Source organism: Mucilaginibacter galii (assembly GCF_014635825.1).
Classification (GTDB): Bacteria; Bacteroidota; Bacteroidia; order Sphingobacteriales; family Sphingobacteriaceae; genus Mucilaginibacter; species Mucilaginibacter galii.
Genome location: NZ_BMDO01000001.1, coordinates 14,050 through 29,715, shown reverse-complemented (window position 1 = coordinate 29,715; position 15,666 = coordinate 14,050). Strand labels below are relative to the sequence as shown.

General features: G+C 43.7%; 13 protein-coding genes and 1 tRNA gene. 11 read left to right on the top strand and 3 right to left on the bottom strand.

Annotated elements, in window-relative coordinates; all coding sequences use genetic code 11:
* The first annotated feature begins 39 nt into the window (after positions 1-39).
* Positions 40-1,050: a 3'-5' exonuclease gene (locus tag IEV61_RS00130; RefSeq protein WP_188412673.1), complete on the top strand. Its 1,011-nt coding sequence runs from the start codon at positions 40-42 to the stop codon at positions 1,048-1,050.
* Between the two features lie 121 nt (positions 1,051-1,171).
* Positions 1,172-1,927: a DUF72 domain-containing protein gene (locus IEV61_RS00125; RefSeq protein WP_188412671.1), complete on the top strand. Its 756-nt coding sequence runs from the start codon at positions 1,172-1,174 to the stop codon at positions 1,925-1,927.
* Between the two features lie 192 nt (positions 1,928-2,119).
* Here IEV61_RS00125 and queG read toward each other — a convergent pair whose 3' ends face one another.
* Entirely contained in the window at positions 2,120-3,049 is a 930-nt protein-coding gene (gene queG / locus IEV61_RS00120) for a tRNA epoxyqueuosine(34) reductase QueG (RefSeq protein WP_188412669.1), read from the bottom strand.
* A 178-nt stretch (positions 3,050-3,227) separates the two neighbouring features.
* Here queG and IEV61_RS00115 point away from each other — a divergent pair, with 178 nt between their 5' ends.
* Together IEV61_RS00115 and IEV61_RS00110 are read left to right on the top strand one after the other, a co-directional pair.
* Positions 3,228-3,596, top strand: coding sequence for a SpoIIAA family protein (locus tag IEV61_RS00115; RefSeq protein WP_188412667.1), 369 nt, complete (start codon positions 3,228-3,230; stop codon positions 3,594-3,596).
* 28 nt (positions 3,597-3,624) lie between these two features.
* On the top strand, positions 3,625-3,840 hold the full coding sequence (locus IEV61_RS00110; protein WP_188412665.1) for a hypothetical protein: 216 nt from the start codon (positions 3,625-3,627) through the stop codon (positions 3,838-3,840).
* 277 nt (positions 3,841-4,117) lie between these two features.
* On the opposite strand, the gene IEV61_RS00105 is transcribed toward IEV61_RS00110, so the two are convergent.
* Positions 4,118-4,975 carry a polysaccharide deacetylase family protein gene (locus tag IEV61_RS00105; RefSeq protein WP_188412663.1) on the bottom strand — a complete coding sequence of 286 codons (858 nt, stop codon included), beginning with the start codon at positions 4,973-4,975 and terminating at the stop codon, positions 4,118-4,120.
* A 374-nt stretch (positions 4,976-5,349) separates the two neighbouring features.
* Here IEV61_RS00105 and IEV61_RS00100 point away from each other — a divergent pair, with 374 nt between their 5' ends.
* The 5 genes from IEV61_RS00100 (at position 5,350) to IEV61_RS20750 (ending at position 11,815) form a co-directional block, all read left to right on the top strand.
* Positions 5,350-7,068, top strand: coding sequence for a peptide MFS transporter (locus tag IEV61_RS00100; protein ID WP_188412661.1), 1,719 nt, complete (start codon positions 5,350-5,352; stop codon positions 7,066-7,068).
* Positions 7,069-7,187: 119 nt separating this feature from the next.
* Positions 7,188-7,919 (top strand): polyprenol monophosphomannose synthase, encoded by a 732-nt coding sequence (locus IEV61_RS00095; RefSeq protein ID WP_188414367.1) that lies wholly within the window; start codon positions 7,188-7,190, stop codon positions 7,917-7,919.
* Between the two features lie 283 nt (positions 7,920-8,202).
* Entirely contained in the window at positions 8,203-9,225 is a 1,023-nt protein-coding gene (gene ruvB, locus IEV61_RS00090) for a Holliday junction branch migration DNA helicase RuvB (RefSeq protein WP_188412659.1), read from the top strand.
* Positions 9,226-9,330: 105 nt separating this feature from the next.
* Positions 9,331-11,619, top strand: a complete 2,289-nt coding sequence (locus tag IEV61_RS00085; protein WP_188412657.1) for a GH92 family glycosyl hydrolase — start codon at positions 9,331-9,333, stop codon at positions 11,617-11,619.
* A 70-nt stretch (positions 11,620-11,689) separates the two neighbouring features.
* Positions 11,690-11,815: a CinA family protein gene (locus IEV61_RS20750; protein WP_188412655.1), complete on the top strand. Its 126-nt coding sequence runs from the start codon at positions 11,690-11,692 to the stop codon at positions 11,813-11,815.
* A gap of 292 nt (positions 11,816-12,107) precedes the next feature.
* Here the strand turns inward: IEV61_RS20750 and IEV61_RS00075 are convergent, their stop codons facing one another.
* Positions 12,108-13,025 carry a hypothetical protein gene (locus tag IEV61_RS00075; RefSeq protein ID WP_188412653.1) on the bottom strand — a complete coding sequence of 306 codons (918 nt, stop codon included), beginning with the start codon at positions 13,023-13,025 and terminating at the stop codon, positions 12,108-12,110.
* 159 nt (positions 13,026-13,184) lie between these two features.
* Here IEV61_RS00075 and IEV61_RS00070 point away from each other — a divergent pair, with 159 nt between their 5' ends.
* Both IEV61_RS00070 and IEV61_RS00065 read left to right on the top strand, forming a co-directional pair.
* Complete coding sequence (locus IEV61_RS00070) at positions 13,185-15,248, top strand: HD family phosphohydrolase (RefSeq protein ID WP_188412651.1); 2,064 nt, start codon at positions 13,185-13,187, stop codon at positions 15,246-15,248.
* 82 nt (positions 15,249-15,330) lie between these two features.
* Positions 15,331-15,417 (top strand) — tRNA-Ser (locus IEV61_RS00065).
* The last annotated feature ends 249 nt before the right edge of the window (positions 15,418-15,666 follow it).

Here is a 15,666-nt window from a genome sequence, read left to right as displayed (position 1 = left end):
TATTTAAAGGTTTTTACGACCTTTGCTAAAACGCTGCTCATGATACTTAATTTAAAACGACCGCTTGCATTTTTTGATCTGGAAACCACCGGTACCAACGTTGGTGCCGACAGGATCATTGAAATTGCCATCATAAAAATGCTGCCCGATGGTACAGAAGCCAGCAAAACCTGGGTGTTGAACCCCGAAATGCCCATACCGCTCGAAACCTCACTGATTCATGGTTTTTATGATGAGCAGGTGCAGGATAAGCCTAACTTTAAAGCGGTAGGTGCCGAAATTGCGGAGTTTTTTGACGATGCCGATTTAGCCGGATATAACTCAAACAAGTTCGACATCCCTATGCTGATGGAGGAGTTCTTGCGTGCCGGTATTCCGTTCGATCTGAACAACCGCCACTTTGTGGATGTGCAGAACATTTTTCATCAAATGGAACAGCGTACATTGAAAGCCGCTTACCAATTTTATTGCAATAAAGAGATACAAAATGCCCACTCGGCCGAAGCTGATACCCGCGCTACTATGGAAGTATTGCTGGCACAGGTAGAGCGTTATAAAGACATTGAATTTATTGACAAGAAGGGCGTTAAATCTACCCCGGTGCAAAACGAGGTATCGGCCTTACACGAATTTACCAATATGCAGCGTGCGGTTGATTTTGTAGGCCGTATGGTGTACGACGATGCCGGCGAAGCGCTGTTTAACTTTGGCAAGCATAAAGGCAAGCGCGTAACCGATGTGTTTGATGTAGAGCCAAGCTATTTTTCGTGGATGATGCAGGGCGATTTTCCTTTGTACACCAAGCACAAGCTAAAAGAAATTTACGACCGTTGGAACCAGAACCGTCCGCCGCGCCCCACGCAGCCAAAGCCTGCCCAGCAAGATCAGAATGCACCTAAAAAGCAGTTTCAAAAACCTTACGTAAAGCCACAAAACCAGCAGCAACAGCCACCTCCAAAGCCTATTAGAAGGCCCGAGGAGCCAGCTAAACCGGTAAATGAGGATATGCTGCAAATGCTGGCCGATAAGTTTAAAAAAGGGAAAGTTTAAACGAAAGCACATCAATTTAAGAATATAAGAAGGGCAGGGTTTCATTAGAAACTCTGCCCTTTATGCTTTGGCCAACTTTAAGCAAACTGGTTTGTTAAATAGGGAAGTTCAACAGCAAGAAATGACGGAACACAAAAAAGGAAAATTCTATGCAGGAACCAGTAACGTAGTACTGCCCGTACCTAATAAGCAGTGCTTCCCGCAAGAGTTCCAAGATAAGAGCCGGCTGTGCTATTATGCCTCGTTGTTTAACAGTGTGGAAGTAAACAGCACCTTCTATAAACTTCCGCTGGCTAAAACGGTAGCTAAATGGGCCAATGAAGTGCCCGATAATTTCAGGTTCAGCTTTAAGCTATGGCAGGAAATTACCCATCTGAAAGGGCAGCAGTTTGATCCTGAACATGTGGCGCGCTTTATGAGCATCATCAACCAGGCTGGTGATAAAAAAGGCTGTTTGCTGGTTCAATTTCCGCCGGGTGTGGTGTTTAGTCCGGTATTATTAAGTAACCTGTTGTATGAGATCAGCTTAGGAAATCCTGATCATGCCTGGCAGGTAGCCGTAGAATTCCGTCATCAATCATGGTATCAGGATGTAACCTGCCAAATGCTCGACCAGTACCTGGCCACTATGGTACTGCACGACCTTCCCGCATCGGCTGCACCTATCCAAACAGGAGAAGCAGATGCCGTTTACCTGCGTTTTCACGGACCTAATGGCGGCTACCGGGGTAGTTACGATGATGACTTTTTATATGATTACGCACAGTTTGTTAAAGAGTGGATGGAGGATGGGAAAACTGTTTATGCCTACTTTAATAATACGATGGGAGAGGCTGTTCAGAATTTAATGACTTTTAGTAGGTATGTGAGTAGTTAGTTGGTGAGTGGTTAAGTAGTGAGTAGTTAAGTAGTGAGTAGTTGAATAGTTAAAATCTGCGAAAGCTGAAACAAAGTTAATCAGAAACAACTTGGCTTAATCAACCAATCAACCAATCAACCAATCAACCAATCAACCAATCAACCAATCAACCAATCAACCAATCAACCAATCAACCAATCAACCAATCAATCAACCTAAAAACTCAATATTCCTTTTCAAGCCCGTAAACTTGGTGCGTTTAACGGGCGATTTTTTGAAGACCTGCTGAAACGTTTCCTGGGTTATTTCCTGCCAGTCGCGCTGGCTCATACCCAGCAAATCGGGGTTGGGATTAAATGCCGGCTCGTTATGGGTAAGCGAAAAACGGTTCCAGGGACAAACGTTTTGGCAAACGTCGCAGCCAAACATCCAATTATCGGTTTTATCTTTAAACTCCTCGGGGATGTTGTTTTTGAGTTCAATAGTAAGATAGGAGATACAACGACTACCATCAACAATATAAGGTGCTACAATGGCCTCGGTAGGGCAGGCATCGACACAACGGGTGCAGGTGCCGCAATGGTCTGTAGTGGGGGCAATATCGTACGCCAGTTCCGCGTCCACAATCAGTTCGGCCAAAAAAAAGAAGGAGCCGCTTTTTTTATTAATGAGGTTAGCGTTTTTGCCCACCCAGCCAATACCAGCGCGTTGCGCCCAGGCGCGGTCAAGTACCGGGGCCGAATCTACAAAAGCCCGGCCGCTTATATCGCCAATGTTTTCCTGTATAAAATAGAGTAATTGCTTTAGCTTATCTTTAATTACCTCATGGTAATCCATGCCGTAGGCATACTTTGATATTTTAGGTGCTAAAGGGTCGGCCTGCTGCTGGTCGGTATAGTAGTTTAAGGCGAGGGAGATAACTGACTTTGCGCCATCCACCAGCAATCGTGGGTCTAAACGCTTATCAAAATGATTTTCCATGTACTGCATTTCGCCATGGTGACCCTGTTTAAGCCAATTTTCCAATCGGGGGGCTTCCTGTTCCAAAAAATCTGCCTTGGCAATACCGCAAAACATAAACCCCAGGCGCTTGGCCTCGGCTTTAATTAAGTTGCTGTATTTTAAAAAATTTTGGTTCATTGCTGCAAAGATAAGTTTTTGTGGAGTTAAGAAGCCGGATTGTTAAACAGTCCGCAATGAAAAATAACACTGTCAAAACATCTAAAGTAATTAAAACTTTCCCTTAACCCTTCTGGATTTTATTCCAAACACTATAAGCCTGCCTGCGTTGTAATAACAAACAACACTTAACCTTTTTATGCTTCAGTTTATTAACGATTTACCAGATGACATTGTAGGCATACATGCCGTTGGAGAGGTAACTAAAGAAGATATAGACACGGCTTTGATTCCGCGTTTGGATGACTTGGTAAAGCGCCAGGGCGAGATCAACTACCTGCTGGTTTTAGAAACCAATGCTCAAAACTTTACCGCAGGTGCCTGGTTTGAAGATGTAAAGGTAGGCTTAAAGCATTTTACCAAATGGAAGAAAGTAGCCGTGGTAACCGATCAAAAAAGCGTGGAATGGTTTACTAATAATGTTTTCAAACTGTTAATACCGGGCAAGGCACAAGGGTTTCCGTTAGATAAGCTGGAAGATGCAGTTAGATGGATTTCAGAAGAGTAATTAATTAACCAAATAAATATATACAATCATGGCAACCGATAACACCCCAAAAGATAACGACGAAATAGGCGAAAACGCAGGTGATAGTGAGCTTTCTAAAGGTAATACACCTACGGAACATAATAAACCCGATGAAGAAAGGGTAGATACTGTGGTACCTGATAACGATAGCGGAAAACCAGGTGCACCGGCTGGCGAAGATTCGTCTAACAAAGACGGCGGCCCTTCTGAAGAAAACCTGTAAAAACAAAGAACCCCTTGCCGGTAAGCAAGGGGTTCTTTGTTTTTACAAGTGCTTTGTCAGTCTGAGCATGTCGAAGACTTACCCCACGTTCAGGTCTTCGACAAAATCAGACTGCAGGCGCGATGTTTTTATTAAAACTGTCATCTTGAACGATAGTGAAAGATCCTGTTCAAGATGCAATGTAGGCCACCTGCTTAGTCGAACAAGATTTCTCGTTAGCACTCGAAATGACAGATTGTTTGAATGAGCAACAAATCTCTAATTGTAGTTATGATACTTAAAAGCTGTTCTTAATGCTGTTGCTCAGTGTTTTGGCACTCCAATAACCGCTATCTAAAATGCGGCGAATGGTCATCAGCGGATCGTTAGGATCACGTTTTTCGGCTAATTGGAAAGCTGCTTTAAAGCCGCGTTTGTGTAGTTCCGGCAATCCTTGGGCGTTCCACAAGCCAAACGGGTAGGCAAAATATTCGATCTTTTTGCCTGTAATTTCTTCCAGTTTTTTAGTAGGCTTATCAATCTGGGTTTCCCAATCCTTACCGGCAAACTTCTTAAAGTTGTGGTGATCCCAGGTATGGCTGGCTACTACGTTGCCCTCGTCAGATAATTGCTTGATCTGCTCTTTATTCATGTAGTTAGGGCGGCCAATAGATACCGTCATGATGAAATAAACTGCCTTGAATCCGTATTTTTTCAGCTCCGGGTTGGCTATGGTAAACTGGTCCAAATCTGTATCATCAAACGTTAACATGATGGGTTTGCTGGGCAGGGCGGCACCGGTGGTTAAGTAATCGTACAACTGATCGGGCAGTATAGTATGGTAACCGCTATCCGATAGCATTTTAATTTTTTCTTTAAAGCTGGCTATCGGCACAATATAGTCTTTAGCCGTCTTAGAATCTTTGGCGCGCCAATCGCGTATTTGGTGGTAGCACAAAATAGGTACCTGTTTGCGGGCAATAATTTCGGCATTAGTGCCCATTTTACCCGGCTTTTTAACGGTTTGCGTAGTAGTAGATGTGGTGGTGGTGCTTACCGAAGATGAGTCGGTAGCGGGTTGCTTGGTGGCGGCCGAGTTGCAAGCCGTAAACAGCAATGCACAAGCAGCGGCAGTAACCGAAAATATATTTAACATGCTAAAATAGTTATACAGTAAAGGCAGCGAAAATAGAATATTTTTTGCTGCTAATTAACAAATAGCCTGTTTTTAAAATACTTCTGTGTTTTGATAGAAAGAAACAGCGCTTAGTCGACTACATCAGGTTGTTGTATATATTTTGAACGTATTTTTGTCACAATCCGAGCTGCCGGTCTGCTTTATCATACTTTAGGGAAACTAAAATACTTGTAGTTCACGTTTTACAGACATAATATCGATAACATCTGCCAAATAGCTTTGGCACAACTGCTTAAACCGCTATTATTATTGGGCATACGGTAAAGATTTCAACACAAAATTCTTGTTTGGCAGATAAATGCTATTTTTAGAAAATTTTTTTAATTTAAACTATGAGTACAGAGCCTGAAATTGCACTGGATGCTTCGTTGGCCCACCAGCCAGCCAAGGGTCATCCTAAAGGTTTATATGTTTTATTCTCTACAGAAATGTGGGAGCGCTTTAACTTCTACGGCATGCGCGCTCTGCTTACCTTGTTCTTGGTAAATGCACTTTCGTTCTCAGATAAAGATGCTGCCATTATCTACGGTGGATTTTTAGGCTTATCATATCTTACGCCTATGTTGGGCGGCTACATATCTGACAGGTATTTGGGTAATCGTAACTGTATCATTTTAGGTGGTTCGGTTATGTCTATAGGACAATTACTACTATTTTTTAGTGGTTCACTGTTTGCTACCAACCTCGATTTGGCTAAGATGATCATGTGGCTGGCCTTGTTTGTTATTATTTTCGGTAACGGGTTTTTCAAGCCTAACATATCCTCCATGGTAGGCTCGCTCTACAAAAAAGGCGACTCGCGTTTGGACGCCGCATTCACCATTTTTTATATGGGTATAAATGTAGGTGCTTTTCTGGGTATGAGCATTTGTCCTTTTCTGGGCGACGTTAAAGTAGGCGAGGTTCGCGTAGTTGAAGCTTTTAAATGGGGCTTTTTAGCAGCCGGTGTTGGTATGATGCTGGGTGTATTGCTATTTATTTTTCTAAAAAATAAATATGTAACCGATCCGGAAGGTAACGCTGTAGGTGCCAAGCCCGATTTTAACAAGGCTACTTTAAGCCCTACAGGTGAAGCGGAAAGGGCTAATTTTTCAACCGCATCAGTTATTGGTGTCGGGGTATTAATGGTAGTGTTATTCTTTGGAATTCACTTCTTTTCCATTGATCCAAATCCTATCAAAAGCTGGGTTTATCCATTCATATACGCCTCTGGTATTAGTTTGGCTGTGTTAATTTTGACCGATAAAACTATCACCAAAGTTGAGCGCGACCGCATTCTGGCTTTATATACGGTAGCTTTTTTCGTGATATTCTTTTGGTCGGCATTCGAGCAGGCCGGCTCGTCTTTAACGTTCGTGGCCGATAAACAAACCGACCTTAACCTTTTAGGTTTTCAGTTACCGCCAAGTTTTGTGCAAAATGCCAACTCATTGTTTATCATCATATTTGCCTTTCCTTTTAGCTGGATGTGGTTAAAGCTTCAGCAACGTGGCATGGAGCCAATATCTCCGGTTAAACAAGCATTGGGCTTATTGCTTTTAGCTTTCGGTTATTACATTATTGCCATGCAGGTGAAGGGAATAGGCACTTCGGGCAAAATAGGGGTAATATGGTTAATTATCATGTACCTGTTTCATACGTTAGGTGAACTTTGTTTATCGCCCATTGGTCTATCGTTGGTATCTAAACTGGCACCAAAACGTTTTTCATCATTGTTAATGGGAGTATGGTTTATTGGCAACGCTGCGGGTTATGCGCTTGCGGGTACTTTGGGCGCAATCATTCCGCCTACCGGCGATAAGTTTGAATTTGCTTCTTCCAAGGGTATTGATCTGCAAGCCATACTTGATGGTAAGATACAAGGCACAGCTTCACAACTTGCTACCTTAGCCCAAGAAAAAATTGATATACACTATCCAACTTTTGTGGGGTTCACCATTCATAACCTTTATGAGTTCTTCATGGTGTTTGTTACACTTTCGGGTGTTGCGGCCGTATTACTGTTCCTTTTATCAGGCTTATTAAAAAAGATGATGCACGGTGTGAGATAGCGCTCACAGTTTTAGATTTTAACGTTATTTAACAAAAGCAGGAAGGTATAAGCTTTCCTGCTTCTGTATTTATTGGGCTTAAATACTTACTTTTGCCCCGTACCCATTGTATTTCGCAAGTGCCCGATAGCATAGTCATCATTCCTACTTACAACGAAAAAGAGAACATTGAGCGCATGATACGTAAGGTATTTACGCTTCCTCATGATTTTCATTTGCTTATTATTGATGACGGATCGCCTGATGGTACCGGGGCTATTGTAAAAGGCCTGCAGGCTGAATACCCCGACAAATTGTTTATTGAAGAACGTGCCGGTAAGCAGGGCCTGGGCACGGCTTATATCCATGGCTTTAAATGGGCTATCCGTAACAAGTACGATTATATATTTGAGATGGATGCCGATTTTTCGCACAACCCCAACGATCTGCTCCGCCTGCGCGAAACCTGCGCCGAGGGGGCCGATATGGCCATTGGCTCGCGCTATGTAAAGGGCGTTAACGTAGTCAACTGGCCCATGAACCGGGTACTCATGAGCTATTATGCCTCGGCCTATGTACGCTTTATTACCGGCATTAGCATTCATGATGCTACAGCCGGGTTTGTATGCTACAAACGTAAAGTATTGGAAACCATACAGCTTAACAAGATCAAATTTGTAGGCTATGCTTTCCAGATAGAGATGAAATACACCACTATTAAACACGGTTTTAAAGTGGTAGAAGTCCCCATTATTTTCACTGACCGTACCGAGGGTGTCTCTAAAATGTCGACCCATATTTTCCGCGAGGCTTTCTTGGGCGTGATCCAAATGAAGCTGAACAGTATCTTTAGGAAGTACCCTGAGGGATGAGGTACTGGTCGGTTCTCAGTGGGCAGGTATTATTTATTGAGCTTGACCGATTGGTGAAAAAAGGCGACCTGCCTACTCAAGATTTTGTTGACAAATTGGCAAAAAGCTAACCAGTCGGGTCGATTTTCCAAACCATTTAAAAAATTTGAAGAAATTTGAAGTTTTTTGAAGAAAAGCTGCGGATTAATGTATTTATATGCACTTCTAAAACTTACCAAATCCGATAAACATTCTCAACAATTCAACTACTCACTTTCAAATAAAATGCTAAATTTGTTGGTAAATGAACGAGCATTTAGATCCTAACCAGGAACGTTTAACCAATACCGAGCGGGATATTGAAAAGGTATTACGCCCGCAGGTATTTGAAGATTTTACCGGCCAGCATAAAATATTAGCCAACCTGCGCGTGTTTGTACAGGCGGCCCGCCAGCGTGGCGAATCGCTGGACCATGTATTGCTGCACGGCCCTCCCGGCTTAGGAAAAACTACGCTCTCGCATATTATAGCTAATGAAATGGGCGTGGGCATTAAAATAACTTCAGGCCCGGTACTCGACAAACCCGGCGACCTGGCCGGCCTGCTCACCAACCTGGAGCCCGGCGATATACTTTTCATTGATGAAATACACCGCTTGAGTCCGCTGGTAGAAGAGTATCTGTATTCGGCTATGGAGGATTTTAAGATAGACATTATGCTCGAAAGCGGTCCTAACGCCCGCTCGGTACAATTGTCTTTAAATCCGTTTACGCTGGTGGGTGCTACTACACGCTCGGGCTTGCTTACGGCGCCTTTAAGAGCACGCTTTGGCATTAACTTAAGGCTGGAGTACTATGATGCCAAGTTGTTGACCACTATTGTATTGCGGTCATCGTCTATCCTTAAAACCAATATTACCGATGAAGGTGCCTACGAAATTGCCCGCCGTAGCCGGGGTACACCACGTATAGCCAATGCCCTGCTGCGCCGCACGCGCGATTTTGCCCAAATAAAAGGCGATGGCAACATTGATACTGCCATTGCCAAATATGCGTTAACCATGTTAAACGTAGATGAGCACGGCCTAGACGAAATGGACAATAAAATACTCCTCACCATTATTGAGAAGTTTAAAGGTGGCCCGGTAGGCTTAAAAACTATTGCCACCGCCGTAGGCGAAGAAGAAGGCACGATTGAAGAAGTATATGAGCCTTTCCTGATACAGGAAGGTTATTTAATGCGCACTTCGCGCGGCCGCGAAGCTACTGATAATGCCTACAAGCATTTAGGATTGATCAGGACAGGGCAGGTGCCAAGGTTGTTTTAAGCGGCTTTTGTTTTCTTGTTGTAGTACAATTAATGCGTTTGCTATACTTAGCATATGCTTGGTTTGTATAAGTAAATTATATTTGCTTTTTATACGTGCCTGTTTATGAAATCTTTTTTTTGGCTGCTGCTCCTAACATTTACTTTATCTGCACGTGCCCAGCACCTTGCAGAGGCAAACACTCCATCCGATTGGGTTAACCCCCTAATGGGAACCGACTCGAAACCCGACCTTAGCAACGGTAACACCTACCCCGCAGTAGGCACGCCCTGGGGAATGAACTATTGGTCGGCGCAAACGGGCAAGATGGGCGATGGCTGGATGTATACCTATGCTGCCGATAAGATCCGCGGCTTTAAGCAAACGCACCAGCCATCACCCTGGATGAATGATTATGGACAGTTTGCTATTATGCCTGTAACCGGCGGGATGAAGTTTGACCAGGATGCCCGCGCCAGTTGGTTCAGCCACAAATCGGAAACAGCCCGGCCTTACTATTACAGCGTTTACCTCGCCGACCATGATGTAGTAGCCGAACTCACCAGCACCGAGCGCGCTGCCCAATTCCAATTTACTTATCCTAAAAGTGATAGCTCTTTTATTGTGGTAGACGCCTTAGACAGAGGGTCATATATCAAAGTATTCCCCAAAGAAAATAAGATCATTGGATACACCACCCGCAACGCCCGCAGCAAGCCGGTAAACTTTAAGAACTATTTTGTTATTTACACTGATAAACCCTTTAGCATAGCCAGAACATGGCATGGTAAAACCCTTGCCAGTGCCGATTCATTGGAACTCACCGCCAATCATACCGGTGCAATCATTGGTTTTAAGACCACCAAAGGCGAAAAGGTGCACCTGCGGGTAGCATCATCTCTCATTAGCTTTGAGCAGGCCGAACTAAATTTGCAGCGCGAGATAGGCAGCGACAGTTTTGACGCTACCAAGCAAAAGGCGCAACAAGCTTGGAACAAGGTGCTTGGACGCCTGCAGCCGGAGGGAGGCACCCCTGAGCAAACCCGAACCTTTTACTCTTGCCTCTACCGTACAGTGATGTTTCCTAATAAGCTTTATGAGGTAGATGCGCAGAATAATGTGGTGCATTACAGCCCTTACACAGGCAAGACCATGCCGGGGTATAAGTTTGCAGGAACAGGCTTTTGGGACACATTCCGTGCCTTGTATCCTTTTCTTAACCTCATGTACCCATCCATCAACAAAGAGATGCAGCAGGGGCTCAACAGCGATTATATCGAAGGCGGCTGGCTGCCTGAGTGGAGCAGCCCCGGTTATGCCGATATTATGGTTGGCAATAACTCGGCATCAGTAGTGGCCGAAGCTTATGTAAAAGGATTGCGCGGATATGATATCAACAAGCTCTACGAAGCGCTCATACATGGGGCGAATAATGAAGGCCCAGTAACCGCCACAGGCCGCTATGGTGTAAAATATTACAACAATTTAGGTTATGTACCCTATGATGTGAAGATCAATGAGAACGCTGCCCGTACGCTGGAGTACGCCTATGATGATTTTGCAATCTACCAACTGGCTAAAGAACTGAAACGCCCGCAGGCTGAAATAGACTTATACAAGAAACGCTCACAGAACTACCGCAACCTGTTCGACCCGGCTACGGGCTTAATGCGGGGAAAAAATAAGGACGGCAAATTCCAGTCGCCATTTAACCCTTTTAAGTGGGGCGATGCCTTTACCGAGGGTAACAGCTGGCACTACTCCTGGTCGGTGTTTCATGACGTGCAAGGCTTAATTAACCTGATGGGTGGAGAGCGTAAATTTACTAACAAGCTGGACTCGGTGTTTAGCTTGCCACCGGTGTTTGACGATAGCTATTACGGTGAGGTGATCCACGAGATCCGCGAGATGCAGATCATGAACATGGGGCAATATGCGCATGGTAACCAGCCCATTCAGCATATGATCTATTTGTACAACTATGCAGGCCAGCCCTGGAAAACCCAATACTGGGCCCGCGAGGTGATGAACCGGCTGTACAAAGCTATGCCCGATGGTTATTGCGGCGATGAGGACAATGGGCAAACCTCGGCCTGGTATGTGTTCTCGGCCATGGGCTTTTATCCTGTTTGCCCAGCCAGTGACCAGTATGTTTTAGGCGCACCCTTATTTAAGAAGATGACGCTGCATCTGGAGAACGGCAAAACGGTCACCATCAACGCGCCGCTTAACAACGCAGAAAACAAGTATGTAAGTGCCCTGAACTACAACGGCAAGCCTTATAGCGCCAATTGGTTAAGCCACAAAGCGCTTTTGGGCGGTGCCACCCTTAACTTTAACATGCAGGCAACACCTAACACAATCAGGGGCACAAAGCAAGCAGATTTCCCTTTTTCAATGTCTTTTAAGCAATAAGCTTGTTCTAAGATTCCATCTGAAATTGTGATCAACTGTAGTCATGCTTTAAAAGATAACGGCCTCAGCATTGATTTTTGCCGAAAGCGTTACCTCTGGTAAACTAATTTCAGAATTTGCTTTGATTCCTAATTGTGGAACCGTGTTAAAAGGCAGTATTGTTTGCTACGATGTGCGTGTGAAATATCTTTATTAAACGTTCCCGAAGAAGTGATTGAAGAGTTTACGCCAGAATCGGCCGAGGTTACCGAGCAATTAGCTTTAGGCTTGCAAAGCTTGTACCCCCGATGTTATTGTAGCGGTAATCGGTTTGGCTGCCCTTGGTGGAAGTGAAATAGAAGATAAGCCGGTAGGAACCATGTTTATACACAGGTTTTCAAAGATCAGCCCTGGAAGCTGGAACTCTTTTTGAAGACGAACCAGAGCAGGTTATTCTTAAAGCCATTGATGCTGTTACCAATTACATTTTGCACCAGTGATTATATCTGTTAATTTCTGCGGGGCACACTTTTCCTGTCTTTAACCGCCTGTATTTTAGGGTCCGCAATGTCGGCATCGGTAGGGTTGGGTACGTTGCGCATATCGAGGTTGTCTTTGTACTGCCACTTGCCATTCAGTAGTTTATAGCCATCATAGGTCAGGTCGGGTCCGTAAGTTTCGGGTTGGGTCTTCAGCTTATCATCAGGGGGCGAAAGATGATCAAACACTATTAAATTTAACTCGGGTACAAACCGAAGCAACATACTGGCTTGGCGGTTGTATTCAAATATCACCCGGTTACAAATTTTCTTATTGCCTGCAAATACCGGCATACCAAATTGTGGTTTGCCGCCTTTAAAGGATAGTACGTCAATTACTTTTTTGGTTGATTTTACCGTATGTCCTTTCCAGCCCAACAATACGTAATAGGGATTAGAGCCGGTAACGGGGATGATTTTATAATATTCGGCACCATACCATTTGCGGTTGTCAGTCACCGAGTCTTCTGGGTTTTTCAAAAAAGCCGAGTAATCTTCGAGCGGGTATAATTGCAGTTTATTGCCGGTATTCATTTGCAGCGTTCCGTAAAAGCGGTAGCTGCCATCCTCGTTCATTACAAACCAGCTAAATATCCTGAACTTGTTGTCGGGCGAACGCAAAATACTGAGCGTTTTTAACGAATCGAAGTTGTAAGCGTATGAATTTGATACTTTAAGAGCGCTAACTAACGTGCGAATGAAAGTGTAGTTGGCGTTCTTGCGTTCTACATCATTCTCGTTATTGATCATTTGGTAGCCCAGTTTTTTAAGGCTGTCCTGGTAACGGCGCAGCTGGTTTAGCTCATCGGGCGTATTAAATTTTTGCGCATAAAGCAATGTTGCCGAAAATGCCGTTAACAACAGGGATAGTAAAAATGTCTTTCTCATGCAGGTTTGCCGGTTCAGTTTTCTTTTGTGCACTTTACGGCTTTTGGGTTTATAAGGTATACAAAGCTATAAAAATGGCCTTATTTATTGCAATTTGACTATAATTGCAAGCATTAGTTTAGGTGCGGAAATCGTACTATATTTGATTAGAGGAGTTGCATGGCAAAATTCAGTATTTCACGTCAAAGAGCAGTATTGCGCAAATATGCGGTGGCTGTAAAGTTCATCATGATATTTTTGAGCGTGTTGCTGATCATTTTGGCACTGCCAAAGCAAACCAAGTTCAGGTATGAGTTTGAAAAAGGCCGCATCTGGAACCAAAAAGACTTGGTTGCTCCTTACAACTTTGCCATCCTGAAAACTACCGAAGAACTGGAAAAGGACCAAGACGCAGTAATGCAAAACATTACGCCGGTTTACCAGCTAAATACCAACGTGCAATTACAGCAGTTGGAGGGTTACATTAACGATTTTAACCTGAAATGGCCCAGCGCCGGCATCCCCGAAAAGCTGAAAGCCAAGTATTTGGAAACAGGGAAAGTACTGCTTAACCACGTTTACAATATAGGTTTAATTACGCCCGGTATAAAAAACCAGCCCGCCGATGAAAATTATAATATCACCATCGTAAACAAAAACGAATCGGTAAGCAGAAACACCTCAGCCCTATACACCAAAGAGAAAGCCATTGCCTATTTTGAGCAGCAGCTTACGCTACTTAACGTTGACCGCGCCTATATGCTCGATATATTGCAGAGCCGGCTCCAGAACAACATGGTGTATGATGATAAGATCACCTCGCGGCTAAAGGCCGATGCGTTAGCCAATATATCGGCTACTCAGGGCATGATACAAAAAGGAGAGGTAATTATAGCCAAAGGCATGGTTATTAATGATGAGATCTACCAAAAGCTACTCTCGTACAAAAAATATTTTGAAGACAGTGCCCGGGTTAACGGCAACCGGCGTCTTGTATTCTTTGGGCAGTTTTTATTAGTGGGTTTAACCGTTACCCTGCTCATTGTATTCCTGCAAATGTTCAGGAAAGACATTTATGCAGATAACCGTTTGGTAGGGCTTATCCTTTTGGTAATTACGGCCATGTTGGCTACACTGTCGTGGGCCATTACTGCGCAGTTGCCTAATTTATATTACATACCTTATTGTATTGTACCTATCATTATCCGCATATTATTTGATACCCGTTTGGCGCTCAACATTCACTTGCTGGTTATACTTATAGCGGGCTTTTATGTGCCCAATAGCTTTGAGTTTGCATTTTATGAGATCACGGCGGGTATGGTATCTATATACAGTATTAAAAACCTGCTTAGGCGCGGTCAATTTCTTACCTCGGCCTTACTCATTACCGTAACTTACCTGGTAACTTTCTTAGGTATCTCTTTCATCCGTGAAGGGGATATTATGCATATTGAGTGGCCCGAATTTTTCCCCTTTGCTGTGAGCGTTATGCTCACACTGCTGGCCTATCCATTAATCTACGCATTCGAAAAGGTATTCCGCATCACATCCGATCTTACACTCATCGAACTGACCAATACCAACGCCGCCCTGCTGCGTGAAATGGCCTTCAAAGCACCTGGAACCTTTCAGCACTCGTTACAGGTAGCCAACCTTGCCGAAAATGCCATCTACAGCATTGGAGGCAATGCTTTGCTGGTAAGGGCAGGAGCATTATACCATGATATTGGTAAAATGGAAAATCCGCTTTATTTTATAGAGAACCAAACAGCCGGCTTCAATCCTCACGATAAACTGCCATATGAAGAAAGTGCGCAAATCATCATCAGACATGTTCGTAAAGGAGTGGAGCTGGCCGAAAAGGAAAACCTGCCCGACGATATCATCAACTTTATCCGTACTCACCATGGCAACACCCGCGTTGATTATTTTTACCAATCGTTTTTGAAAAATTTTCCTGAAAAATTTATCGATGAGAACATTTTCAGGTATCCCGGACCCATTCCTTTTTCTAAAGAAACCGGTGTTTTGATGCTAGCCGACTCGGTTGAGGCAGCTTCTCGCTCTATTAAGGAACCAGATGCCCAATCCATCAGCGACTTGGTTGACCGCATTGTAAACTACAAGCTTAATCAGAACCAGTTGAAAGACAGCGACATTACGCTGAAAGATCTGGAAACTATTAAAACTATATTTAAACGCATGCTCATGAGTATTTACCATGTGCGAATAGATTATTAAAATTAAGCCGATTTTTTTTTGACGGTTTGCCTGAATTGCTATATTTGCAATCCCAAACGGGGACGTACTGGATACAAAAGATGGTGAGGTGCCTGAGAGGCCGAAAGGATCAGTTTGCTAAACTGACGTACGGGAAACTGTACCGAGGGTTCGAATCCCTCCCTCACCGCTGATTACCTAGTCAAAGCAAACCAAAAGCCTGTAAATCATTGATTTACAGGCTTTTTTGTTTCCATGCGATCGTCAAAACATATACGAATTCGCAAATAGTATGAGCGACATTCATGGCGTCTTTTTATAACGAAAAAAAGACGCCATGAAAACGCTTTAATTCGCTGATAGTCAGATAATTCAAGCGTTGAACATCTTGATTTTTTATCGCTGCATTTCGATATTTATTCACTTAAAAATCTATCGT

Coding starts and splice junctions, on each gene's coding strand:
- IEV61_RS00130 (WP_188412673.1), top strand. CDS start 40: ATGATACTTAATTTAAAACGACCGCTTGCATTTTTTGATCTGGAAACC.
- IEV61_RS00125 (WP_188412671.1), top strand. CDS start 1,172: ATGACGGAACACAAAAAAGGAAAATTCTATGCAGGAACCAGTAACGTA.
- queG (WP_188412669.1), bottom strand. CDS start 3,049: ATGAACCAAAATTTTTTAAAATACAGCAACTTAATTAAAGCCGAGGCC.
- IEV61_RS00115 (WP_188412667.1), top strand. CDS start 3,228: ATGCTTCAGTTTATTAACGATTTACCAGATGACATTGTAGGCATACAT.
- IEV61_RS00110 (WP_188412665.1), top strand. CDS start 3,625: ATGGCAACCGATAACACCCCAAAAGATAACGACGAAATAGGCGAAAAC.
- IEV61_RS00105 (WP_188412663.1), bottom strand. CDS start 4,975: ATGTTAAATATATTTTCGGTTACTGCCGCTGCTTGTGCATTGCTGTTT.
- IEV61_RS00100 (WP_188412661.1), top strand. CDS start 5,350: ATGAGTACAGAGCCTGAAATTGCACTGGATGCTTCGTTGGCCCACCAG.
- ruvB (WP_188412659.1), top strand. CDS start 8,203: ATGAACGAGCATTTAGATCCTAACCAGGAACGTTTAACCAATACCGAG.
- IEV61_RS00085 (WP_188412657.1), top strand. CDS start 9,331: ATGAAATCTTTTTTTTGGCTGCTGCTCCTAACATTTACTTTATCTGCA.
- IEV61_RS00075 (WP_188412653.1), bottom strand. CDS start 13,025: ATGAGAAAGACATTTTTACTATCCCTGTTGTTAACGGCATTTTCGGCA.
- IEV61_RS00070 (WP_188412651.1), top strand. CDS start 13,185: ATGGCAAAATTCAGTATTTCACGTCAAAGAGCAGTATTGCGCAAATAT.